Source organism: Altererythrobacter sp. Root672, assembly GCF_001427865.1.
Classification (GTDB): domain Bacteria; phylum Pseudomonadota; class Alphaproteobacteria; order Sphingomonadales; family Sphingomonadaceae; genus Croceibacterium_A.
The window spans coordinates 1,446,088-1,469,452 of the sequence record NZ_LMHH01000001.1 but is presented as its reverse complement, the minus strand read 5'-3'; the positions used below and the strand labels follow the sequence as shown (position 1 = coordinate 1,469,452).

Sequence of the window (23,365 nt, the reverse complement as noted above, 5' to 3'; positions counted from 1 at the left end):
CCCTCTCAAACTTGCTCTCAGCTCTCCACAGAGACAAACTGCCCGAAAGTGCCGCTCGGTGAAAGGTGTCCCCCAAAAGCTGACAGTCGTAGATCCACCCGTTGCCGACATTGCGTGCAGGGGAGCCTTAGGGACTTGGGTCCGAGGCAAGCAGTGTTAATCTGGCGTTCTATCGACTAGAGTTCACTCAATAACGGAGATGGGGAGGACGGCATGCTCAGCAGGTTCCTTGCAGCAGTCTCGTTCGCTGGCACGGTTTTGGCGCTTCCATGTGCGGCGCAGCAGGCCGCCTCAGAACCAGTGGCCGACCCGGCGCCCTCTCCTTCAGTGCCGCGCTCTGTGCTGGAGCGATATGTGGGGCGCTATGAGCTGAACGGCACGATCGTGACTGTCGGCCTGACCGACGACGACCGGCTCACGGTTCAGTTGAGCGGCCAACCCGTCGGTCCGCCGCTGCGCACCGTTGGTCCAAACGAATTCGCAGGGGACGCAGCCGGAGTGCGGCTCTTCTTCGAGGGAGAGGGTCCGAAGGCGACCCGGATCAGGAGCCGCTACGCCGGAAGCGAAGTGGTCGGCACGCGACTTTCCGACACTGGCGCCGAACCGCAATCCGTCACATTCGCGCCGCGTCTGTCCACCGTCCCTGATACCCAAGCCGGCCGCCAGCTTACCGGCTGGCTCCAGGCCTTCAACAGCGACAACCCCGACGCCTTCGACGCGTACATGCGCCAGGAGTATCCAGGCTGGTCCGCACCGCCAGGGTCCAACCGCAACTTTCGAAACCTCGTAGGCGGTTTCGAGTCTGTCGGCGTGGAATCGGCGAGCGAGAGCCAGATCGTGGTGCTCTTGAGGGAGCGCAATTGGGAAGACTCATACGCTCGCTTGGCGCTTGACGTGGACCCGCAGCCGGGCGGCAAGATTATTGCAGTGCGGGTTCAAGGCGTCCCCCCACCGCCCGACATCGCCCCGACCCAGCGGATGAGCGAAACCCAGGCACTGGCCGCGATCAAGGCCAAGCTCGATGCCGCCAGTGCTGCCGGTCAGTTTTCGGGCGCGGTGCGCGTGGCGCATAACGGCGATACGGTTTTCGACTATGTCAGCGGCCAGGCGGACCGAGAACACGGCGTGGCCAATACGCTCGACACGCTGTTCCGCATCGGTTCGATGAACAAGATGTTCACCGCGGTTTCGATCCTGCAACTGGTCGAGGCCGGCAAGATCGACCTCAACGCGCCGATCGCAACCTACCTCCCGGACTATCCCAACAAGGACCTCGCCTCGCGCGTAACCGTGAAGCACCTGCTCACCCACACGGGCGGCACCGGCGACTTCTTCGGCCCCGAGTTCAACCAGCACCGGCTCGAGCTGTGCGAGCATTCCGACTATCTCAAGCTCTTCGGAAAGCGCGATGTGGCGTTCACCCCTGGAGAGCGCTTCGCCTACAGCAACTACGGCTTTCTGCTGCTCGGCGGGATCATCGAGGCAGTGACCGGGCAGAGCTACTACGACTACGTTCAGGAACACATCTACGCCCCGGCAGGCATGCGCTCGACCGCCTCGTTGCCTGAATCCGTCGCGGTCCCGGGCCGCTCGATCGGTTATACCGCCCAGGTACCGGGTTCGAACGGCCAGTTGCAGCCGAACACCGATACGCTGCCCTGTCGCGGAGCCTCGGCAGGCGGCGGCTATTCGACGGTCGGCGATTTGATCCGGTTCTCGGAAGCCCTGCGCGCGGGCAAGCTCGTCTCGCCCCAACTGCTCGCAGAAGCAACCAAGAGCCAGGTGGCGATGGGGCCGGGCGCTGGCTACGGCTACGGATTCGGCGCGAACCATGTGAATGGCACCCGCGCATTTGGCCACAGCGGCGGCGCGCCGGGCATGAGTGCGGACCTCACGGTGTTCCCTGACCTCGGTTACGAGGTCGCGGTTGCCGCCAACATGGACAGTCAGTTGGTCTCGCGTTTGGCTGCCTATCTCGGCGCTCGGCTGCCTGTGCCCGACAGCGGCTCCTGAATTTCCGTGATGGCCCCTGCTTGACCTCGGCGGCGCACTGCGTAAGCCCGCCGCGATGACCGCGCCCTTGCACTTGTTCAATTCGCTCACTCGCGAACTCGAGACCTTCCAGCCGATCCATGAGGGAGAGGCGCGGGTCTATACTTGCGGGCCGACGGTCTACAATTACCCGCACATCGGCAACATGCGCGCCTATGTCTTTGCCGACCTGCTCGGGCGCACGCTGAGCTGGAAGGGTTACCACCTCACCCACGTCATCAACATCACCGACGTCGGCCACCTGACCGACGATGCCGACGAGGGCGAGGACAAGATGGAGAAGATGGCCGCCGAAAAGGCGCAGTCCATCTGGGACATCGCGCAGCATTATACCGAGGCTTACTGGGCCGACGTAAAAGCGCTCAACATCCGCCAGCCGGCGCACTGGTCGATCGCCACCGACTATGTTCCGGCGATGATCGAGTTTGCTGAGAGCATCGCCGCCAAGCACTGCTACGAGCTGGACAGCGGGCTCTACTTCGACGTCTCGACCGTGGCCGACTACGGCCGCCTCGCTCGCGCCAAGACCGACGAGGGCGAGGGCCGCATCGAAGCGGTCGAAGGCAAGCGCAACGCCGCCGACTTCGCCATCTGGCGCAAGACCCCCGCGGGCGAGAAGCGGCAGATGGAATGGGATTCCCCCTGGGGCCGCGGGGCACCGGGCTGGCATCTCGAATGCTCGGTGATGAGCGGGCAACTGCTCGGCTTCCCGTTCGACATCCACACCGGCGGCATCGATCACCGCGAGATCCACCACCCGAACGAGATCGCGCAGAACCAGGCGTTCTGCTGCACCAACGGGCTCGACGTGCCGGCCAACAGCGGCGCGAGGCTGTGGATGCACAACAACTTCCTGGTCGAGCGCAGCGGCAAGATGTCGAAGAGCGCTGGCGAGTTCCTGCGGCTGCAGCTGTTGATCGACAAGGGCTACCACCCGCTCGCCTACCGCATGATGTGCCTCCAGGCGCATTACCGCAGCGAGCTGGAGTTCAGCTGGGAAGGGCTGGGCGCGGCGCTCACTCGACTGAAGCGGCTGGTCATGGCGGTCGAAGCCCTGAAGGCACGGGTCGAGGAACCGATCGAACAGCCGGAAGGCGGCTGGACCCAGCTACTGGCTCACGACGAGGTCGGCGCCATGCTCCTGCCCCACGTCGCCCGGTTCGACGAGGCGGTTTCGGACGACCTCAATACGGCCGTTGCGCTGACGGTCCTCGAAGACCTGCTGTCGCTCAAGAAGGTCGATGCGCGGGACCGCCTGACGGCTGTTGCAGCCTTCGACGCCATCCTCGGCCTCGGCTTGCTCGATCTGGCTCGCGCAGACTTGCGGCTGCGGCCCAAGGGCGCAGCGATCGAGGAGTCAGAGATCGAAGAAGCGCTCACCCGCCGCAAAGCCGCGCGCGCGGAGAAGGACTTCGCCACCTCTGACGCCATTCGCGATGAGTTGGCGGCGAAGGGCGTGGAAGCGATGGACGGCGACCCGCTCGGCTGGGAGTGGAAGCTCTAGTCCGTGACGATAGCGGTGCTGCCCCACTACACGCGAACGCTGCTCGAAGGGCATTTGCCCGACTGGCTCGACGTACGATGGTGGGGTTCGGTCGAAGAGTTGCACCAGCATGCGCCGGAGGCCGAGATCGGCTGGTTCGACATGCATGTGAAGCCGCCGGCCTTTCGCGCGATCGAACTCGCGCCGAACCTTCGCTGGCTCAACAGTTCCTACGCCGGTGTCGATTGGATGCCGCTTGCTGACCTGCATGGCCGTGGGGTGCGCCTGACTTGCGGTACCGGCCTGACCACCCAGCAGGTGGCCGAGTTCGCCGTGATGACCATGCTGACGGTGGCGAAGGATTATCCCGCCGTCGTCCGGGCGCAGGATCGCGGGGAGTGGCTCGCGGTGCCGCCGGGAATACGCGACCTCGCGGGAAGTCGGGCGCTTCTGCTTGGCAACGGAGCGATCGGGCAGGCGATCGGCCGGGCGCTTGAAGCGTTCGAGGTCGAGACCGTGCCCGTGACGAGCCGCCAGAGTGATTGGCGTGGGCAGCTCCACACTTTCGACTGGATCGTGCTCGCTGTCCCCGGAACGCCAGAGACCCGCGGCATGATCGGCGCGAGTGAACTTGACGTCATGAAGTCAGGCGCGGTGTTGGTGAACTTTGCGCGCGCCGATTGCGTCGACCAAGCCGCGCTGGTCGATGCCTTGCGCGAGAAGCGCATCGCCGCCGCCATTCTCGACCTAACCGATCCCGAGCCCCTGCCGCCCGAGCATCCGCTCTGGTCGCTCGACAATGCGCACATCACCATGCACCTTTCGGGCATCCCGACGCCTGCCAGCCAGGCGCGCGCGGCAGAGCGGTTCCTGCGCAATTGCGAGCGTTTCCGCGCTGGCGAACCGCTCGAAGCGCAAGTGGATCTGACTCGCGGATATTGAGGACGGAGACGGTAATGAAGCTCAAGGACACTTACCCGCTCTACCTCAACAACAAGGCCGCGCAGCCCAACACCGACCTTGAGGTGACCGACAAGTTCACCGGCGAAGTCGCGTTCCGCACCGCGCTGGCGACACCCGAAATCATCGAACAGGCTATCGCCGGGACCGTGCGCGCAGCGGAGCCGATGGCGCGGCTGGCGAGCTATGAGCGGCGCGATGTCCTGCTCCACTGCGTTACCCGCTTCCGCGAGCGCTTCGACGAACTGGCCTATGCCCTGTGCGTCGAAGCCGGAAAGCCGATCCGGGATTCCGAAGGCGAAGTCGGCCGTCTGATCGACACTTTCAGCATCGCCGCCGAAGAAGCGACCCGCAGTTACGGCGAGGTCCAGCCGCTCGATATCAGCCCGCGGTCGAAGGGGTACATGGGCATCTGGAAGCGCGTGCCGATCGGGCCGTGCAGCTTCATCAGCCCGTTCAACTTCCCGCTCAACCTCGCCGCGCACAAGATCGCCCCAGCCATCGCCGCCGGCTGTCCCTTCGTCATGAAACCGGCGAGCCTCACGCCGCTGGGAGCGATCATCATCGGCGAGGTCCTGGCCGAGTGCGACATCCTGCCTGAGGGGGCGTTCTCGATCCTCCCCGCGCACCGCGACGAGGCGGACATGTTCACCACCGACGAGCGGTTCAAGCTGCTCAGCTTCACCGGATCGCCGGTCGTCGGCTGGTCGCTCAAGGCCAAGGCGGGGAAGAAGAAGGTCGTCCTCGAACTCGGCGGCAACGCGGCGGTGATCGTCGACAAGGATGCCGACCTCGATCATACGCTCGAGCGGATCGTGTTCGGCGCTTTCTACCAATCGGGCCAGAGCTGCATCGGCGTGCAGCGCATCCTGATCCACGACAGCCTCTACGACCGGTTCAAGGACATGCTCGTCGCCAAGACCAAGACGCTTGTGTCCGGCAATCCGCATGACCGTGAGACTTTCATCGGCCCGATGATTTCCGAGAAGGAAGCGCTGCGCCTCAAGGGTTGGATCGATGCTGCGGTCGACGCGGGTGCGACGCTGCTTTGCGGCGGCAAGCTCGAAGGGGCGATGCTCGAAGCGACTTTGCTCGAGAATGTCCCGGAGTTCTGTGACGCCAACAAGGAAGAGGCGTTCGGTCCGCTCGCCAACCTGATGCGGTTCTCCGAGTGGGACGAAGCGCTGGAGCAGGTCAACGACAGCCGGTTCGGGCTCCAGGCCGGGATATTCACACGCGACATCCACAAAGTGCTGGAAGCGTGGGACCGGCTGGAGGTGGGGGGCGTGGTAGTGAATGACGTGTCCTCCTATCGGGTCGACAACATGCCGTATGGCGGGGTCAAGGATTCCGGGTTGGGGCGGGAGGGGATCCGCTTCGCGATGGAAGACATGACCGAGATCCGGAACCTGGTGATCCGACGGGTTTGATCCTCCCCGAGCTTGTCTCGGGGAGGGGGACCGTCCGCGAAGCGGATGGTGGAGGGGAAAGCGTTTGGCCGCCTACCCCTCCGTCAGCCACCTGCGGCGTCTGCCACCTCCCCGAGCGAGCTCGGGGAGGATCATGCGTCCTCCAGCACGAGCAACTCGCAGGAAACCTGCATCCAAGGCGGTTCGAGCCTGTGGTCGACCGCAATGATCGACGCATCGGCCACGAGTTGGCCGGGGATCGCGAACTCGTGGTCCGGCAGTAGCGCAATGAACAGCTCACCCGCCTGGACCGCCTCTTCTCCCTCGAACTCAAGCGTTAGCCGATGGCGCGCGCCGGCGAAGGTAATGCTGGCCCAGTTCCTTTCCGAATGAGTGGTGATCTTCGCCTGTCCCCTCGCGAGATCGAGCAGGACGGCGCGCAGGCGGTCGCCCGCATTGCGGCGGATACGCGGGGCGGGCTCAGGAAGCCGAGGGTTGGAAATCATGCATGCTCTCCCGATAAGTGTTCATGAAATGTTCCACCCGATGTTCCATGCGAGTTCGCGGCAAGCGGCCGTTGCGCAAGTCGAACACGAAACGCGGATCGTGGGTGGCGAGGCGGCCGAACTTGGTCGCGGGCATTCCGGTTTTTCGGAGGAAGGCCTCGACCTTTCGGATCAGCATTGCGCGCCTCGTTCAGCTGGATGGTGACTTTCGCGAGTCGCCCCGCGTGCTCAATCCATTGCGGTTCAAATCCTACTTGTCTAGGAAAAATCCTGCGTGTAGGAGGTTGCCCTCGAAAGTGATAGGAAAGCGGCCATGGATGCACGTGGGAAACTGGCTGAGCTGGCCCGGACGCAAGGCAGTAGCCTGGCTGCACTGTCGCGGATGCTTGGGCGAAATACCACGTATTTGCAGCAGTATATCACCAAGGGCAGCCCGCGAAAGCTGGAGGAAGAGGACCGCCGCCGTCTGGCGCAATTCTTCGGCGTAGGCGAATCGGAACTCGGGGGACCGGCGGCGGAAATATCCTACGAACGCCCCGGTAATTGGGTCGACATTCCGCGTCTGCCGCTCGAAGCCTCGGCCGGTCCGGGCGCAGTGGGGGCGGCGGAGATTCCCTTCGACGCCTTCCGCTTCTCGCGCCGCTGGCTGCGCGAACAGAGGCTGGAACCGGGCATGCTGTCCTCGATCAGGGTCATGGGCGATTCCATGGATCCGGTCCTGCGCGACGGTGACGAGATCCTTGTCGACCGCACCATGCGGCCGTTCCGCGAAGGCATCCACGTCGTCCGCCTAGGCGAGGCGCTGCACGTCAAGCTGCTCCAGGCCGTGCCGCCGGACCGCTTGCGGCTGATCAGCAAGAATCCGGCCTACGAGCCGGTCGAGGTGCTAATGAGCGACATCGACGTCGTCGGCCGCGTGGTATGGAAGGGCGGACGTCTATAAGATCGCCGACAAGAGCGATCGCCTTGGGGGAGGGGTTTCATGCACTACCGGTTCGTTTTCGCCGCAGCCTTGATGGCGCTGCCGTCGGTCGCCTCGGCGCAAGCCACGCTCGAGCAACGCGTCGAGCGGATGGAGGCGGAATCCGACATCCGGCGCATTCTGGTCGAGTACGGCGCCTACCTCGATGCTCGCGACTATGCCGCCTATGCCGGGTTGTTCGCGGCGGACGGCGAATGGATCGGCGGGTTCGGGAAGTTCACCGGGCCGGAGGCGATCCGCAAGATGCTCGAGGACGGCCTCGGCAAACCCGAGCCGGGGTTCGTCAACAAGTCGAACTTCCACATGCTGACCAACCCGCTGATCGAGATCGACGGCAACCGGGCCAAGGTCACCTCGAAATACCTGTTCTGGTCCCGCTCTCCCGAAGATCGGCCGACGCCCCTCATGGCCGGACGCTACGAGGACGAGTTCGTGCGCGAGAACGGGCAGTGGAAGATCGCCCGGCGCACGACCTGGGGCGAGATCCCCTTCCGCGATCCCAACGAGCCGCCCTCGGCGCAAGGGCCGAACCTGTCGGTGTCGAGCAACGATGCGCGCCTGCGGGCGGTCGAGGATCAGCTCGCGATCCAGCGGGTGCTAATCGAGTATGGCGCGCGGCTCGATGCGCGGGACTTCGACGGATACTCCGACCTCTTCGCGCGAGAGGGGATCTGGCAGAACGGCAACACGGTCCGTCGCGGGCGCGAGGAGATCAAGGCCATGCTGGTCGGCCTGTTCGGCACTCCGGCTGCCGGCTTCGTCAACCGGGAGGACTATCACCTGGTGTCCAATCCGCAGGTCAACGTCGACGGCGACCATGCCACGGCCCGCTCGCGTCACTTGCTGATCATGCGCGGCAAGGACGGTGAGCCGACGCCGGAACTGGCCGGGCTCTACGAAGACGAGTTCATCCGCGAGGACGGCCAGTGGAAGATCCTCCGCCGCGTCGACAACCCGATCATGCCGACGCGTGAGGAGTGGCTGAAGGAAATGCAGGCGCGGCAGGCGCGGTGATCGCAAATCCTCCCCGAGCTTGCTCGGGGAGGGGGACCGCCGCCGCAGGCGGTGGTGGAGGGGCGTCCTTCGACAAGCTCAGGACAAACGGATCTAGAAAAGGTCCGTTCGTGGTGAGCTTGTCGAACCACCAGCGCTCGCACGCCTACCCCTCCGTCAGCCGCTTCGCGACTGCCACCTCCCCGAGACAAGCTCGGGGAGGATTGAAGGCCGGGCCAAATACGTCCACCTGTCGGGCATGACCGAAGCCCCTCAAGCACCGCTGCGCGCCGCCATCATAACCGTCACGCCGTACCAGCAGAACTGCTCGCTGGTCTGGTGCAGCAAGACGATGCGCGGTGCGCTGGTCGATCCCGGCGGCGATCTCGACCTCATCAAGGCGAGCGTGGCGAAAGCTGGCGTCACGCTGGAGAAGATCCTGCTCACCCACGGCCACGCCGACCACTGCGGCCAGGCGGGCATGCTGGCGAAGGAACTGTCGCTCCCGATCGAGGGCCCGCACGAGGCCGACCGCTTCTGGATCGCCCGGCTGGAGGATGACGGCCCGCGCTTCGGGATCGAGACCAAGATATTCGAACCCGACCGCTGGCTCGAAGACGGCGAGACCGTCAGTTTCGGCGAAATCGAGCTCGAAGTTATCCACTGTCCTGGCCACACGCCGGGCCACGTGGTGTTCTTCCATCGCGCCACGAATTTCGCCTTTGTGGGCGATGTTCTGTTCGCCGGCTCGATCGGCCGCACCGACTTCCCGATGGGCAACCACCAGGACCTGCTCGACGCGATAACGGGCAAACTTTGGCCCCTCGGGAACGAGGTGACCTTCGTTCCGGGGCACGGTCCGACAAGCACCTTCGGCCGCGAGCGGCAGAGCAATCCGTTCGTCAGCGATGCGGCGGTTGGGGCGGGGCGCTGATGGCTCCCTTGCGCACTTACGAAAAATCGCTATAGGCCGCGCCTTCGCCGCATGGCTGCCCAGACGCCGTCGCCCTTGCACATGCAAGGGGCTTGGCTTAGGGGCGCCGTCAAAGACGACAGAGATTTCAAGGAACAGGTGCCGAAATGGCAGTCCCTAAAAGAAAAACTACCCCCTCACGCCGGGGCATGCGCCGTTCACACGACGCCCTCACGGTTGCAGCATTCCACGAATGCCCGGATTGTGGCGAGCTTAAGCGCCCGCACAACCTTTGCACCCATTGCGGCAAGTATAACGGACGCGAGATCGTCTCCGTCGGGCTCTAAGGCCCGGATTGCCAAGGAATAGCGCATGAGCCTGCCGCGTATCGCTGTTGATGCGATGGGCGGCGACGAGGGCGTGCGCGTGATGGTCTCAGGCGCTGCGCTCGCGCGGCGTCGCCATGACCAGTTCAAGTTCCTGCTTGTCGGTGACGAAGCGCGGATCAAAGCCGCGCTCGAAAACCATCCGAACATGCGCAGCGCTTCCGAGATCCTCCATTGCGAGGATGTCGTCGGCGGCCATGAGAAGCCGACGCAGGCGCTGCGCCGGGCCAAGAAGACCTCGATGGGTCTCGCTATCGAAGCGGTGAAGCACGGCGATGCCGGCGCTGCCGTTAGTGCGGGCAACACCGGGGCCTTGATGGCGATGAGCAAGCTGGCGCTGCGCACGATGCCCGGCATCGATCGCCCGGCGCTCGCCGCGCTGATGCCGACGCTCGAAGAGCACGACGTGGTCATGCTCGACCTTGGCGCCAATACCGAGTGCGATGCGCGCAACCTCGTGCAGTTCGCGATCATGGGCGCCGCCTATGCGCGGATCGTCACCGGACGAGACAAGCCGCGGGTTCGGCTGCTCAACATCGGGACCGAGGAAACCAAGGGCACCGGTGAACTGCAAGCCGCCGCGCAAAGGCTCCGCGACGCCACCGGATTGGCCCTCAGCTTCGAAGGCTATGTCGAAGCCGACAAGATCAACCGTGGAAATATCGAAGTGGTCGTGACGGACGGATTTTCGGGCAACATCGCGCTCAAGGCGATCGAAGGGTCGGCGCGCTTCGTGACCGATCTTTTGAAGGATGCCTTCCGCAGCTCGTTGCGCTCGAAGATCGGCTTCCTGATCTCGCGTCCGGCGACGGAGCTGCTGCGCCACCACCTCGATCCGAACAACCACAACGGGGCCGTGTTCCTCGGCCTCAACGGCGTGGTGGTGAAGTCGCACGGCAGTGCCAACGCCGCGGGGGTGGCCAATGCCGTCGCGGTCGCCGCAGCACTGCTGGAAGAGAATTTGACCGAACGGATCACCGCCGATTTGGCGGAGCTTGGCGAGATACGCCTGCGTGAGAACGGATCGGGTGGAGCGTCCAAGTGATCCGATCTGTCTTCAAGGGCTCAGGCTCGGCTCTTCCGCCGAAGCAGATGAGCAATCACGAACTGGCGACTTTCGTCGAGACCAGTGACGAATGGATCCGCGAGCGGACGGGCATTACCCATCGCCATATCGCCGCTGAAGGCGAAACCACCGGTACCCTGGCCATCGCAGCCGCCCGTGCGGCGCTGGTCGATGCCGGAATAGAAGCGAGCGAAATCGACCTGATCGTGCTCGCCACGGCGACGCCGGACAGCACCTTTCCCGCCACGGCCGCCAAGGTCCAGGCGGCGCTCGGATGCCCAGGCGGCGCAGCGTTTGACGTTGCCGCGGTCTGCTCGGGCTTCGTCTATGCGCTGGCGACGGTCGATTCGATGTTGCGCACCGGCCTTGCCAAGTGTGCGCTGGTGATCGGGGCAGAGACTTTCAGCCGCATTCTCGACTGGGAAGACCGCACCACCTGCGTCCTGTTCGGCGACGGTGCCGGAGCCATGGTGTTCAAGGCGGAAGACGTCGCGGAAGACGGCCCCGGGGTCCTCGCCTCGCGGCTCCATGCCGATGGCCGGCACAAGGACCTGCTGTTCGTAGACGGTGGCCCCTCGACAACCGGGACCGTCGGCAAGCTCCGCATGAAGGGACGCGAAGTGTTCCGTCACGCGGTAGTGAACCTGGCCGAAGTGCTCGAAGAAGTCCTCGATCAGAGCGGTTACACGGCCGCGGATATCGATTGGGTCGTGCCGCACCAGGCCAATATGCGCATTCTCGACGCGACCGCGCGCAAGCTCGGCCTGCCGCCGGAAAAGGTTATCGTGACCGTCGATCGCCACGCCAATACCTCGGCCGCATCGGTGCCGCTCGCGTTCGACGTGGCCCGCCGCGATGGTCGGATCAAGGACGGCGATCTGGTCATGCTCGAGGCGATGGGCGGCGGCTTTACCTGGGGCGCCAGCCTGCTTCGAATTTAGGTTGTGAGTTGCGCGTTTAGTTATCTTGCCAAACGCTCGCAATTCAGTCATTTATGGCCATAGGGGTCGCACGAAAGTAGCTTTGGAGGAACGCACGAGATGATGCGATCCGTTGGTACACTTACGCGCGCCGATCTTGCTGAGACGATTAACCGCAAGTTGGGCTTTTCGCGAGCCGAGAGTCTGGCCCTGGTCGAAGAGATCCTGGGCAAGATGTGTGAAGCGATGGCCACTGGCGAGAACGTCAAGATCTCGGGGTTCGGCACATTCATCCTGCGTGACAAGCGGGAGCGAGTCGGCCGCAATCCCAAGACCGGCATTGAGGTTCCGATCACGCCGCGCAGGGTCATGACCTTCCGCGCCAGCCAGAAACTCAAGGACAGGATAACCAAGGGCGGGTGAAAGACGCCAGGCATCCCGTATTTGACGACGGCAAAGAGCCGGATGCGCTTCGGACGATTGGCGAGTTGGCGGCCGGATTCGGCATCCGCCAACACGTTCTCAGATATTGGGAGCAGCAGTTCCCGATGCTCCGGCCGCTCAAGCGTAGCGGCGGGCGCCGGTATTACCGTCCGGCGGATGTTGCTCTCGTCGCGACTATCGACCGTTTGATCAATCGGGAAGGGTACACTCTCAAGGGTGCCCGGCAGGCGATCGAGAAGTCGGCAGGTGGCACCGATGTTAACGAGCCGGCCGTGCGCGTTCCGTCTACTCCGCCATCAACGAAAACCGATTCCGACGTTCTGCCCGCGCTGCGAAGCCTCCGGCAAAGGTTGGCCGCGGCCTTGGAGGCCTGACCGACCAGAGTTTGGGTCGCTTACCGGGGGGTGCGATGTCGACATGGTCTATCGTCAGGCTGGCAGGCGTGTTCTCGCTGCTGTCGGCCGCGACACTCATTACAGTCATAGCTCTTGGAATAACCGCCGGTGGTGAAGGACCCGCCCCCGTGGACTTCGGCGACCCCGAAGTACTCCGCAGACTCGCGGCATCAGGGTCCACCGGGTATTTGATCGAAGTCTTGGCGCTAGTTGCGCCGGCCTTGGGCCTGGGGGCCGGAATCGGTTGGCTGCACGTCGCTGGCAAGGATCGCGGCGAAGCCCAGATGGGCGTGCTCTTGTGGTACATCGGCACGCTGTTCATCGTCCTGCAGGATGCGCTGGAAGTCGCGGCCTTTCAGACTTTGCCCGCGGCATACCTTGCGGCCGACGCTGCAAGCGTCCCTGCGATACTGGCCAATGGTGACTTGGCCGGAAACATCATTGCGATCCTGACAGTGGTCGGAACGATTATCGGAGATCTCGGCATCCTGCTGATCGCTGCCGCGCTGATGGCCAGGAAGGACAAAGTAAGCCTGTTTGCCTGGGTTGGGTTCGCTGCGGTAGCGGGGCGCGTCCTTGGGCTGCTTGTTCCCGCGCTGGCGCCGCTGAGGATGCTCGGTTTCCTCATGCTCCTGGTCTGGGTGATCGGTTTGGGACTGTTGATGCTGCGCAAGGGTGATGGCGCCGCGCCCGCTGCCTCACGGACATAATTCGATTATCGCTGTAAGACTTGGCCGACCACCTCGACTAATCATGTCGAAGGGATCGGACGAGGCATGAACGGCAAGACCGCCAAGACGCAACAGGACGCACGCTATCTCGCCGCCGCGCGCACGCACGGGGCGATGATCGAGCGGCTGGCGCGAGGCTACGAGGCAGACGCGGAACTGAGGCGCGATCTCGTCCAGGAGATTCACGCGGCGCTGTGGCGCAGCTTTGCGATCTTTGAAGGGCAATGCGCGGAGAAGAGCTGGGTCCACCGGATCGCGCACAATGTCGGCGTCACGCATATGATGACCGGCCGGCGCAAACGGCGCTTGCGGCTGGTCGGCCTCGAACAGATCGAGGAATTGCCGAACGACGACGATCCCGAGCACAGCACCGGGGAACGGACGCTGTCCGACCGGCTGTTGGCGACGATCCACCGGCTGGAACCGGCCGATCGCCAGGTCATGCTGCTCTACCTCGAAGACCTGACCGCCGCCGAGATCGGCGAAGTCACCGGCCTTTCGGCCTCGGCCGTGGCGGTCCGCATACATCGGCTCAAGGCGTTGCTCGCCGAGCCCTATCGCGCACAGGAGAAACGGGCATGACCCCCGATGATGATGCCAAGCTGGCCTGGCAGAACTCGGTCGAAATCGGCGGTGCGCTGCCGCTCGACGAGGTGCGGGCAGGGGCCGACAAGTTTTATCGCTTCGTCCGCCGGCGCAACCTGATCGAGTACGTGGCCTGCGCCGTAGCTATTGTGGCCTTCTCGGCTTACGTCGTGTTCCTGCCCCATGTGCTGCAGAAGATCGGATCGGCGATGATCGTGGTCGGCACGGTGTTCGCTGCATGGCAACTCCACCGGCGCGCTTCCGCGGTGCCTCCGGAAAGCGCCGGAACCATGCCGATCCTGCTGTTCTCGCGGGCGCAACTGGTCAGACATCGGGATGCGCTGCGATCGATCTTCTGGTGGTACATCCTGCCGTTCCTTCCCGGGCTGTTCGTCATGTCGCTAGGCGGACGGGCCGTGCGGATCAGCAAGACCGGAGAGACCGCCACTGTCGGCTGGCAGGAACTGGTGTCGCTGACCATCGCCGCGGTGATCCTTGGCGGACTGTGGTGGTGGAACCAGAGACATGCGGCAAAGCTGCAGCGGCATATCGACGATATCGACGCGCTTACGGGGAAGGGTGCATGAGGACGAAGCTAGCGTTGGCAGCGGCCGTAGCGATGGTGATGGCGGCTCCAGCAAGCGCGCAGGAAGCCGTCGGTGACTGGGCGGGCGTGCTGGGCGAAGGCCCGACCGCCTTGCGCGTCGTGATCCACATCTCGCGCGATGCCGAAGGTGACTTGGGCGGAACGCTCGACAGCCCCGACCAGAACGCCCGCGGCATCGCGCTGGCCGAAGTGGTGGCCGGCGAGGGCAAGCTGGCCTTCTCGGTCCCCGCAATCCTCGGCAAGTACCAGGCCACCTGGGACGAGAATGCCAAGCTGTGGACAGGCACTTGGGAGCAGAACGTCGGCCCATCGCCGCTGAACCTGTCGGCCGCGCCGCGGCCAGCGCCTCTGCCAGCAAACTGGCGGGCTTCGGACGACGATATCGCCAAGGCCCTCGATGCGCGCATCGCGCCGCGCACCGGGCAGGGAATGGTTGCGGGAGTGGTCGAGCCCGAGGGACGCCGGGTGATCGCTCGCGGTCCCGCTGCAAGCGTGACCTTCGACGGGACGACGCTGTTCGAGATCGGCTCGATCAGCAAGGTGTTCACCGCCCTGATCCTGTCCGACATGGTCAACAAGGGGCAAGTCGCGCTCGACGATCCGGCGGAGAAGTATCTTCCCGCCGGTCATCACATGCCCGGGCGCAACGGGCGCAAGATCACGCTCAAGGACCTCTCGATGCACATGTCGGGCCTGCCGCGGCTGCCCGACAACATGCCGATGGGCGACCCCGAAGATCCCTACGCCGACTATAGCGAAGCGCTGATGCTGGCGTTCCTCGACGGCTACCAGCTGCCACGCGACATCGGCGAGAAGTACGAATACTCAAACCTTGGCGCTGGCCTGCTCGGTTACCTGCTCGCCCGTGCCGCTGGCTCGGATTACGAGACCTTGCTGCGCGAGCGGATCACCGGTCCCTTGGCGATGAGCGATACGGCGGTCACCCTGTCGCCGGCTCAGGCGAAGCGGCTGGCGCCAGCCTTCGACATGTACATGCGCCCCGCCAAACCCTGGCTGTTGCCGACCCTGATGGGGGCGGGCGGTATTCGCTCGTCCGCCGACGACATGCTCAAGTTCGCCGCCGCGGCGCTCGATCCGCAATCGCCGATCGGTCCGGCGATGAAGACGGCGCTCGCCAACCGCGTCGACACCGGCGATCCCCGGTTTCAGCAGGCGCTCGGCTGGCAGGTCGGGCATCCCGAAGAAGGGCGCGAGATCGTGATCCACAACGGAGGGACCGGTGGTTTCCGCTCGGCCCTGGCGCTCGAGCCGGCGAAGCAGCGCGGGGTGGTGGCGCTGGCCAATTCCGGCGCCGAGCCATCCGCGACGGATATCGCGCTGCATGTCCTGGTCGGCGCTCCGGTCACGGCGACACCGCCGATCCCACCGGCTCCGCCTCCGCCGGTGGTGCGCACCGAGGTGACTCTCCCGGCCGCCGAACTCGACCGCGTTGTGGGGCGTTACGAGTTGCTGCCAAACCTTGTCATGACGGTTGCCAGGCGGGACGAGGGGCTGACCGCGGCACTCACCAACGCGCCGACACTGCCGATCTTCGCCGAAGCTCCGCTTAGCTTCTTCTGGAAGGCGGTGAACGCGCAAGTACGGTTCACGACTGACGAAAGCGGCAAGGTCACCGCGGCCGAGTTCACGCAGGACGGACAGCACCTGACGGCAAAGAGGCTGGAGCCCTAGACGGCCCTAGCGGACCCGCTCTGGCCCCAGTTCGGGATCGAGGTCGCGCGGGCGGGTGAGGTGGACGAGCTTGCCGCAACCGGGCTGGCAGTCGGCCCAGCGGTCGATGTCCAGTTCCAGCACCGCAAAGGTGGCGGTCGGGTATTTCTCCGCCACTTCGCTGAACAGCGCGTTCTCGTTCTCGGCCGCGACGAGATCGAACACGAGTTCCTGCAGGCCGGGGTTGTGCCCCGCGAGCAGCACGGCGTCCGGATCGCCTTCAACGCCCTGCAGGACATGAAGCAGCGTGCCGCTCTCCGCGAGATAGATGTGCTCGTCCCATTGGATGGGGATCTGCAACCGTGCGCCGTCGATCGTGTCCTTTACGCGTTCGGCGGGGCTGGCGAGGAGAACGTCCCATTTCACACTGTAATCGCGGATGTGCTCGCCGATCTTGGCGGCGCCACGGCGGCCACGGTTGTTCAGTCCGCGATCGAAATCGCGTTGCGACACGTCGCTCCAATCCGATTTCGCATGCCTTAGCAAACCGAGCCGTTTCACTGCTGGTCCCGTTCCTCTTCCGGCACCCTCGCGGCGCCGTTGCCCCGCTCAGAGAAAACACCCGTGGCGATGCGTTGTAAAGCGTCGGCCAAAGTCAGGCGATGGACGGGGGTGCCGGCGGGAAAGGCGTTCAGCAATCGCGAGGGGAACGCCGAGGACAGCACGATGAAGTACCCGCTGTCTTCGGCCGAGCGAATGAGCCGCCCGAACGCCTGCGCCAGGCGTGCGCGGATCAGGCGGTCGTCATGCGCGCTCCCGCCGTTGGCGGCACGGCGAGCGCGGTGGAGGATCGAGGGCTTGGGCCAGGGCACTTGTTCCATGACCACGCAGCGCAGGCTGCGGCCCGGCACGTCGACGCCGTCGCGCAAGGCGTCGGTGCCGAGCAGGCTGGCGTTGGGATCGTCGCGGAAGATGTCGACCAGCGTGCCGGTGTCGATCGGATCGACGTGCTGGGCGTAGAGCGGCAGTCCGGCGCGGGCGAGGCGGTCGGCGATGCGCCCGTGAACAGCTCGCAGCCGGCGGATCGCGGTGAACAGGCCGAGCACGCCGCCTTCGCTCGCTTCGATGATGTGGGCGTAGGCTCCGGCTAGCGCTGCGATGTCGCCCTTGGTGATGTCGGTGACGATCAACACCTCGGCGCGGCCCGCATAGTCGAACGGGCTCTCCGCACTGGTGAGCAGCGGCTGACCTTCGAGGTAGGGCGCGCCGGAGCGGGCAATCGCGGCGTTCCAGTCGTCTCCGTCGCGCAAGGTCGCGCTGGTCAGCATGACCCCGTGTGCCGGTTCGAGCACGACTTTGGCGAACGGCTTCATCGGATCGAGGAAGTGGCGGTGCAGTCCGATATCGAACTCACGCGCGTCAGAGCGTTCGACCGCGAGCCAATCTACGAACTCCGGATCGGTCGGGCCGCCGAGCCGGTTGAGCAGAGCCTCCCATGCCGACAGGGTATCGATGCGCCAGGCGAGCGAATGGCGCGCGCCTTCGATCCTGGCACGGCCGGCTCCGTCGAGCCAATCGGGCGCGTCTTCGGCCAGGGCTTCGAGCCGCACGCCGAGGCGGATCAGCGGCTGACGGATCGAGGCGAGCGAGGCGGCCGCCTGCTGAGCGAGTTCGACGAAGTTGCCGTCGAGCTGGGCCGCCTCGGTCTCGATGCCGTAACCGGCTTCCTGCCCGCCGCTCTCGTCGCGGGCGTAAGTCACTGCCCGCACCGCTGCGAGAAGCGCTTCGATCGGACCGAACGGGTTGCCTTCTGCGAGGCGCTGGAGCCAGCCATCGCCCGGCAGTGCCTCGGCGGCGTCGCAGGCCTGCACTATGGCTTTGCCGCCAGCCTCGTCACAGCTGGCGACATCGGCCAACCGCGCTGCGAGGCCCCGGCGGCGGTTGCGCGAGCCCTTCTCGGGCCCGATGATCCAGCGTTTGAGCTCGATCGCTTCCTGTCCGGTGAGCGCGGCGGAGAAGGTGCTGTCCGCGGCTTCGAATACGTGGTGTCCTTCGTCGAACACGATGCGCGTCGGGCGCTGGGCGTGGTCGCGGCCGCGCGCCGCGTTGACCATCACCAGGGCGTGGTTGGCGATCACCAGGTCCGCCTGTGCCGAGGCCCGCGCGGCGCGCTCGATGAAGCACTTCCGGTAATGCGGGCAACCGGCATAGACGCACTCGCCGCGCTGGTCGGTCAAAGAACGGATGGCGCGGTTACGGAACAGGGTGCCGAGCCAGCCGGGCATGTCGCCGCCGATCATGTCCCCGTCCTGGCTATAGGCGGCCCAGCGCGCGACCAGGTGCGCCAGGATTGCCGCTCGCCCGCCGAACCCGCCTTGCAGCGCATCTTCCAGGTTGAGCAGGCACAAGTAGTTCTCGCGCCCTTTGCGCACCACCACAGGGCGGCTGCCATCGGGCCGCGCTTCGGGCCAGGCGCGCTTGCTTTCGCGGCGGAGCTGGCGCTGGAGGTTCTTGGTGTAAGTCGAGACCCAGACGGTGCCTTGCGAGCGCTCGGTCCATAGCGAAGCCGGCGCCAGGTAGCCGAGCGTCTTGCCGATTCCGGTTCCGGCCTGTGCCAGCAGGATGTGCGGCGTGCCCCGGCGGTCGCGTGGGGCGAAGACCCGGCCCGCCTCCTTGGCGTAGGCACGCTGCCCTTCGCGCCGTTCCGCGCCGTGGCCGGTCAGGTCCTCGAGCCGTGCTTCGACCTCACTCTCGTCCAGCGTGACCTGGGCGGGTTGCGGCCGTTCCGGCGCTTCCTCCCACTCTGGCAGCTTCGAGAACAGCCACTTCTCGGCTCGTTCCGGCTTGCGGATATGCGGGGCAATGACTTGAGCCCAAGGCCAGCGCAGGCGCACGAGCGACTGCAGGCCGCTCCAGGCGCCTTCTCGCTCGACCCAATCCTCGCTCTCGCAGGTTTCGATCAGGGCGCCCGCTGCTTCCTGCAGCAGCAAAGGCACGGCATCGTCGCTCGCCGGTTCGGGCAAGTTTAGCGCGTGGGCAAGGCCCTTGGGCGTCGGGACCACGAAGCGAGCCGGGTGCACGAAGGCAAACAGCTCTAACAAGTCGAGCCCGGACAAGTCGGGATAGCCGAGCCGTGTCGCTACCAGTGGAGCGTTGAGCAGCAGGAGCGGCGTGTCGGCGGCGGCCATGATGGCCTCGCCCTTGCCCACTCCGCGCGTCACCCCTGTCGGAGTCCGCACCCAGGTTCCGGCATGGCTTGCATGTAGCGCGGGAAGGGGGAGGGCCGGCATGATTGTCTGATGCTGCGACCGGAACGAAAAGTAAACGCGGATAGGCGCGAGGTGGCCGCTTTTCCCTCAGCCTGGCGCAGATTGGCGTATTTTGCGAACTCGGCCCGCCCCGGCAATCTTTCGGTCCATCTTGATCTTGCCCTCGAAAAAACAGGGAAAAACAGCGTTCTGTCGCCAAGCTGAACAAAGAGTCAGGGAACGCGAATCGCGCCACGACCATTTTGGCCCTTGCTATGAAGAAGACACGCAACACATCGCTTTGCAGCGGCTCCGTGATTGCCACGGCCCTGCTGTTGGGGGCAACTCCGAGCTTTGCGCAAACCGCAGAGCCTTCGGTCAGCCCATTCCCTGAGGTCGCCACGCCGGCTCCACTGCCCGAAGCCAGCCCGATCACGACTGCCGACCCGGTGATGATCTCATCGCCGGTGGTTCAGCCGATACCCGAGCCTGAGCCCGAGGCAGCGTCGGTGGTTCCGGCCGCTTCGAATGAACCTGTGGCGGCTCCGGTCACGACCCGAACCGCGCAGCGAACGAACACGCCTCGCGCAATCGCACCAGTGGCCGAGACCAGCCCGACACCTGCAGCCGTTCTCCCGACCGCTCCGGTCGAGGTGGTTCCGTTCGAGCTTGAACAGCCCGTACCGGTCGTTGCCGAACCGGCTGCTCCGGTGGCGGACAATCAGTTGACCGAAGACCTGGTGCCGATCGGCCTGGGCGGTCTCGCTGTGCTGGCTCTCGCCGTTTGGGGTTTTGTTGCCATCGGCCGCCGCAAGCCGCTTCAACGCCGCGCCGAGACGAGCGTCCGGCCTGCGCCGAAGCCTGTCCAGCGCCCGCTGCCTGCCACGCTCGCCGCTTCGACGTTCGTCGCCGAACCGGCGCGCAATTGGGCGCCGGTCCATGCCACGGTTCATCCCGCCAGCATGGCGCACTCGGGCGCCGGAGTGGCCCTCCCGCGCAGCATGCCCGCCTCGTTTGAGGAGCGCGACGCCCTGCTCAAGCGCATGGTCGCCGCCAAGCCGGACCGGGCCAACCCCTTCGCCAGCAACAAGGCGCGGATGAAGCGCGCTCGGCTGATCCTGCAATCGCTGGGTCGCGACTTCACGGACGTGGATCCCTGGATCGACCTCAGCCAGTACTCCGCCAACTGGCCCGAGCTGTCGCGCAGCAAGACTGTCGCTGCCTGATTTACGCGAGGCAGCGAAGAGAGGGCGGCTACTCCACGGCCGCCCTTTCGCGCGTGGGCTGGTGGGAAGTTATTAACCAATCGATGCGATAGCCTGGGCCGAATTGCGTAGGCTTGGGGGCAAGCATGAGCGGTTTTGGTCGTAAGGGACTTGGGGTCGAAGGTGCGGCTGCTACGGCAGGTCCGGCTGGCATGGGCCTCGACGCATTGCATAACTCGTCACGCAGGCAGGCCTCGTTCGGTTCACACGCGGGACAGTCGTCCGGCGATCCCGAACTGGCCCGCCGCCGCGAGGCCTTCCTCGCCTCCGAACGCACACGCAAGGCCGAAGCCGGCGACGATTTTTCCAGCGAAGCAGGCACACTCAAGAGCAAACCGGCAGGCGATCGCAGCCTCGCCCTGGCTTATGTGTTGTGGTTCATCCTCGGCAATCTCTCCGCCCACCGGTTCTATCTGGGCGCCTACCAGTCGGCGGTGATCCAGTTCTTCGTCGGCGTGTTCTCGTGGATGCTGATCTTCACTTCCGCCACCACCGGCGACGGCACGTTCGGCATTGCTGGGTTCGCCGTCCTCATCGGATGGGGCCTGTGGGTCCTGGGCGACGTGTTCTTCATCCATCGCCTCTACAATCGGCGCTACCGCCGGCCGAGCGAGGTCGCAGCGACCTTCGCCTGATGGTTCGACCCTTCGACTAGCTCAGGGCTCGCCACGAACGGAGGTTGTTCCCTTACCGTTCGTCCTGAGCTTGTCGAAGGACCATCACCGTCAGCTAGCGGCGCGGGCTACGCACTGCCAGCTCGCGGGATTGTTGGCATCACCGCTGCCCTTGTAGTGGGCAACCTTCGGCCAGGCGCAATGCGGCCGGGTCAACGAGCCGTCGGCCTTGGTTCCAACCAGCACTTCGGGCGCGGTGCCGCTATCCTTCCAGCTGTCGAGGGCATCGAGCCATTCGACTTGGTCCGCGCCCGGTCCACCACGGCAATGCTCGACACCCGGCAGGGTGAAGTAGCGCATCGATTGCGGAGCGGCGCTGTTCTTGGCCAGCACGGCGCGGACATAGTCGTTGGTGCCGACCGGGCTCGGGCCCGGATCGTTCTCGCCATGCCACAGGATCAGCTTGCCGCCGCGGCCGAAGAAGGCCGAGAGGTCCGGGTTCTTCGCCTCGTACATCTCGGCAAAGGCGCTGCCGCGGAGAGTTTGCACCTGGGCGAGGGTCATGGTGGTAAGATCGATCGGCTGGTTGCCGAAGATGAGCGGCAGCAGGCCGCGAAGGCCGCCACCGCCGCTCGGGTCGGTGCCGGCGCCGTTGGTACCGACGAACAGGCTCCAGCCGGTCTCCCCGCCGCGGCTCATCGGGAACATGCCCCATTCGCCGTTGGGCGTGCGCACGCCTTCGTAGACCGTGCGCAGCGCGGTCACTTGCGCGGGGGCCAGGCAAGTGGCGTTCTTGGCGCCCGAGCACTGGATCGCGGCCGGGTCCCAGTTACACTGGCGCGGATCGGCGATCAGGCCGTCCTTGAGACCGTCGGCTGCATCGCAGCTCGCGAGGACGGAGGACTTGGCGAGCGCGAGGTCCTCGGCCGTGAAGCCGCCGTTGTTCTTGGCGAAAGTCTGGTTGCGCAGCACGGCGCTCGTTTGCACCTGCAGCGTGTAGACCGGAGCGCCGGAGCTGATCGCGTCATAGTCCGCCGGGAAGCGTTGCGCCGACATCAGCGCCATGCGTCCGCCGGTCGAACAGCCTTCGAAGTAGGCGCGGCTGTGCGGTCGGTCGTAGAAGGCCGCGACCAGCTTCTTGCCGGAGACCGTCATCTCGTGGATGCCGCGCCAGGCGAAGTCCTTGGCCGCTTCCGGGTTCGCCGCCCAGCTGGTGTCCCACACGTTGGTGGAATCGTGGCCCGCGTTGGTCTGGAACGTGGCATAGCCCCGCTTGAGCGCTGGGGTTGCTGCCTGGATGGTGGTGTTGCCCGCCCATCCGCCGCCGCCGATGCCGAGGACTTTGCCGTTCCAGCTCGCTGGCAGGCGATAGACAACGCCGATGGTCGAACCCGCGACGGGCGATAGCGTGCCGGTGACTTCGCAGAAGCCAGGCAGGCCATTGGCCGGTGCGACCCACTTGCCGCTGGCGCTGGTGGCGCCGAGCATTGCCGGGGTCACGGCGGCGCAGCCCTCGGCGCTCCCGATCGCGGGGGAAGCGGCGGCGCTGGTGGTGGCGGCGTCGCTAGTGGTGCAGCCGGCGGCCAGCGCGGCAAGCGCGACCGTTGCGAGTATTCTCATGGGTGACCTTTCCTGGAGACTTAAGCGAGCGTGGCGCCGGCGATGCGCCAACCGTCTGCGCTCTTGACGAATTCGGTGGCGAGGACCTGGCGCGCCTCGTGCCGGTGGCTGCCCTGGCCCTGGAAACGGGTCATCTGTTCGAGAGTGGAGTGGCCGGCGAACTCGGCCTCCCGCTCGACCAGGCAGGCACAGCGGGTGCTGGCGGAGAGGCCGTCCTCGGCCAGATCGAGCGAGGCCTCATGCCCCATGTCCTCGGCGATCGAGCGTAGGCCTTCGCCGAAGTCTACCGCGTCGGTGGAGGCGATGAACTCGCCGCAATCGGCCGTGCCGTTGAGGTGGCGCAGGAACTTGCGCTGCAAGGCTTCGATCGCCCGCTCATCCTCGAGCCGGGCGAGCTTGGCGCGGCTGTCGTCGGCCGCAAGCGCGGCAACCGGGGCAACGGCTGCGATAGGGACGGCGATCAGCGCGCTCGACTTGAGAAAGCTGCGGCGGTTCGTTGCGGATAGCTTTTCCAT

At 65.3% G+C, this 23,365-nt stretch carries 24 protein-coding genes; 18 read left to right on the top strand and 6 right to left on the bottom strand.

Features of this window, described 5'->3' with window-relative positions:
- The first annotated feature begins 213 nt into the window (after window positions 1–213).
- The 4 genes from ASD76_RS07060 to ASD76_RS07045 are packed head-to-tail and all read left to right on the top strand — an operon-like array spanning window position 214 to window position 5,925.
- Window positions 214–2,013 carry a serine hydrolase domain-containing protein gene (locus ASD76_RS07060; RefSeq protein WP_082553651.1) on the top strand — a complete coding sequence of 600 codons (1,800 nt, stop codon included), beginning with the start codon at window positions 214–216 and terminating at the stop codon, window positions 2,011–2,013.
- Between the two features lie 55 nt (window positions 2,014–2,068).
- The gene (gene cysS, locus ASD76_RS07055; RefSeq protein WP_055920401.1) at window positions 2,069–3,556 is read left to right on the top strand and encodes a cysteine--tRNA ligase; all 1,488 of its coding nucleotides are present in this window, start codon (window positions 2,069–2,071) and stop codon (window positions 3,554–3,556) included.
- Window positions 3,557–3,559: 3 nt separating this feature from the next.
- A complete protein-coding gene (locus ASD76_RS07050; RefSeq protein ID WP_055920397.1) occupies window positions 3,560–4,477 on the top strand; it encodes an NAD(P)-dependent oxidoreductase in 918 nt (305 codons plus the stop codon).
- A 14-nt stretch (window positions 4,478–4,491) separates the two neighbouring features.
- Window positions 4,492–5,925 carry an aldehyde dehydrogenase family protein gene (locus tag ASD76_RS07045; protein WP_055920395.1) on the top strand — a complete coding sequence of 478 codons (1,434 nt, stop codon included), beginning with the start codon at window positions 4,492–4,494 and terminating at the stop codon, window positions 5,923–5,925.
- 131 nt (window positions 5,926–6,056) lie between these two features.
- Here the strand turns inward: ASD76_RS07045 and ASD76_RS07040 are convergent, their stop codons facing one another.
- Both ASD76_RS07040 and ASD76_RS07035 read right to left on the bottom strand, forming a co-directional pair.
- Window positions 6,057–6,410 (bottom strand): hypothetical protein, encoded by a 354-nt coding sequence (locus tag ASD76_RS07040; RefSeq protein ID WP_055920391.1) that lies wholly within the window; start codon window positions 6,408–6,410, stop codon window positions 6,057–6,059.
- Complete coding sequence (locus tag ASD76_RS07035; RefSeq protein ID WP_055920388.1) at window positions 6,385–6,588, bottom strand: hypothetical protein; 204 nt, start codon at window positions 6,586–6,588, stop codon at window positions 6,385–6,387. Before ASD76_RS07035 ends, ASD76_RS07040 begins: the two co-directional genes overlap by 26 nt.
- Window positions 6,589–6,723: 135 nt before the next feature.
- Between ASD76_RS07035 and ASD76_RS07030 the strand changes: the two genes are divergently transcribed.
- The 12 genes from ASD76_RS07030 to ASD76_RS06980 all read left to right on the top strand — a co-directional run bounded on the left by ASD76_RS07030 (window position 6,724) and on the right by ASD76_RS06980 (window position 16,124).
- Window positions 6,724–7,353 carry a helix-turn-helix transcriptional regulator gene (locus tag ASD76_RS07030; RefSeq protein ID WP_055920385.1) on the top strand — a complete coding sequence of 210 codons (630 nt, stop codon included), beginning with the start codon at window positions 6,724–6,726 and terminating at the stop codon, window positions 7,351–7,353.
- Between the two features lie 39 nt (window positions 7,354–7,392).
- Window positions 7,393–8,406, top strand: coding sequence for a nuclear transport factor 2 family protein (locus tag ASD76_RS07025; protein ID WP_055920382.1), 1,014 nt, complete (start codon window positions 7,393–7,395; stop codon window positions 8,404–8,406).
- A gap of 238 nt (window positions 8,407–8,644) precedes the next feature.
- Complete coding sequence (locus tag ASD76_RS07020; RefSeq protein WP_321164421.1) at window positions 8,645–9,319, top strand: MBL fold metallo-hydrolase; 675 nt, start codon at window positions 8,645–8,647, stop codon at window positions 9,317–9,319.
- A 146-nt stretch (window positions 9,320–9,465) separates the two neighbouring features.
- Entirely contained in the window at window positions 9,466–9,645 is a 180-nt protein-coding gene (gene rpmF, locus ASD76_RS17865) for a 50S ribosomal protein L32 (RefSeq protein ID WP_082553650.1), read from the top strand.
- A gap of 25 nt (window positions 9,646–9,670) precedes the next feature.
- Window positions 9,671–10,729, top strand: a complete 1,059-nt coding sequence (plsX, locus tag ASD76_RS07015) for a phosphate acyltransferase PlsX (RefSeq protein WP_055920379.1) — start codon at window positions 9,671–9,673, stop codon at window positions 10,727–10,729.
- Complete coding sequence (locus ASD76_RS07010; protein ID WP_082553649.1) at window positions 10,726–11,691, top strand: beta-ketoacyl-ACP synthase III; 966 nt, start codon at window positions 10,726–10,728, stop codon at window positions 11,689–11,691. The genes plsX and ASD76_RS07010 overlap by 4 nt, the downstream gene beginning before the upstream one ends.
- Window positions 11,692–11,790: 99 nt before the next feature.
- Window positions 11,791–12,093, top strand: a complete 303-nt coding sequence (locus ASD76_RS07005; protein ID WP_055920373.1) for an integration host factor subunit alpha — start codon at window positions 11,791–11,793, stop codon at window positions 12,091–12,093.
- A complete protein-coding gene (locus tag ASD76_RS07000; protein ID WP_055920370.1) occupies window positions 12,090–12,488 on the top strand; it encodes a MerR family transcriptional regulator in 399 nt (132 codons plus the stop codon). Before ASD76_RS07005 ends, ASD76_RS07000 begins: the two co-directional genes overlap by 4 nt.
- A gap of 35 nt (window positions 12,489–12,523) precedes the next feature.
- Window positions 12,524–13,219 carry a hypothetical protein gene (locus tag ASD76_RS06995; protein ID WP_156457575.1) on the top strand — a complete coding sequence of 232 codons (696 nt, stop codon included), beginning with the start codon at window positions 12,524–12,526 and terminating at the stop codon, window positions 13,217–13,219.
- 66 nt (window positions 13,220–13,285) lie between these two features.
- A complete protein-coding gene (locus ASD76_RS06990; protein ID WP_055920364.1) occupies window positions 13,286–13,822 on the top strand; it encodes an RNA polymerase sigma factor in 537 nt (178 codons plus the stop codon).
- Complete coding sequence (locus ASD76_RS18175) at window positions 13,819–14,412, top strand: hypothetical protein (protein ID WP_055920360.1); 594 nt, start codon at window positions 13,819–13,821, stop codon at window positions 14,410–14,412. Before ASD76_RS06990 ends, ASD76_RS18175 begins: the two co-directional genes overlap by 4 nt.
- Window positions 14,409–16,124, top strand: a complete 1,716-nt coding sequence (locus tag ASD76_RS06980; RefSeq protein ID WP_156457574.1) for a serine hydrolase — start codon at window positions 14,409–14,411, stop codon at window positions 16,122–16,124. Before ASD76_RS18175 ends, ASD76_RS06980 begins: the two co-directional genes overlap by 4 nt.
- A gap of 6 nt (window positions 16,125–16,130) precedes the next feature.
- On the opposite strand, the gene ASD76_RS06975 is transcribed toward ASD76_RS06980, so the two are convergent.
- On the bottom strand, window positions 16,131–16,664 hold the full coding sequence (locus ASD76_RS06975) for a SixA phosphatase family protein (RefSeq protein WP_055920353.1): 534 nt from the start codon (window positions 16,662–16,664) through the stop codon (window positions 16,131–16,133).
- Window positions 16,661–19,393, bottom strand: a complete 2,733-nt coding sequence (locus ASD76_RS06970) for an ATP-dependent DNA helicase (protein WP_055920350.1) — start codon at window positions 19,391–19,393, stop codon at window positions 16,661–16,663. Before ASD76_RS06970 ends, ASD76_RS06975 begins: the two co-directional genes overlap by 4 nt.
- A gap of 233 nt (window positions 19,394–19,626) precedes the next feature.
- Here ASD76_RS06970 and ASD76_RS06965 point away from each other — a divergent pair, with 233 nt between their 5' ends.
- Window positions 19,627–20,577 (top strand): hypothetical protein, encoded by a 951-nt coding sequence (locus ASD76_RS06965; RefSeq protein ID WP_055920347.1) that lies wholly within the window; start codon window positions 19,627–19,629, stop codon window positions 20,575–20,577.
- Between the two features lie 125 nt (window positions 20,578–20,702).
- Window positions 20,703–21,251, top strand: a complete 549-nt coding sequence (locus ASD76_RS06960; protein ID WP_055920344.1) for a TM2 domain-containing protein — start codon at window positions 20,703–20,705, stop codon at window positions 21,249–21,251.
- Between the two features lie 90 nt (window positions 21,252–21,341).
- On the opposite strand, the gene ASD76_RS06955 is transcribed toward ASD76_RS06960, so the two are convergent.
- Window positions 21,342–22,850: a tannase/feruloyl esterase family alpha/beta hydrolase gene (locus ASD76_RS06955; RefSeq protein ID WP_055920338.1), complete on the bottom strand. Its 1,509-nt coding sequence runs from the start codon at window positions 22,848–22,850 to the stop codon at window positions 21,342–21,344.
- A gap of 20 nt (window positions 22,851–22,870) precedes the next feature.
- The gene (locus ASD76_RS06950) at window positions 22,871–23,365 is read right to left on the bottom strand and encodes a hypothetical protein (RefSeq protein ID WP_055920335.1); all 495 of its coding nucleotides are present in this window, start codon (window positions 23,363–23,365) and stop codon (window positions 22,871–22,873) included.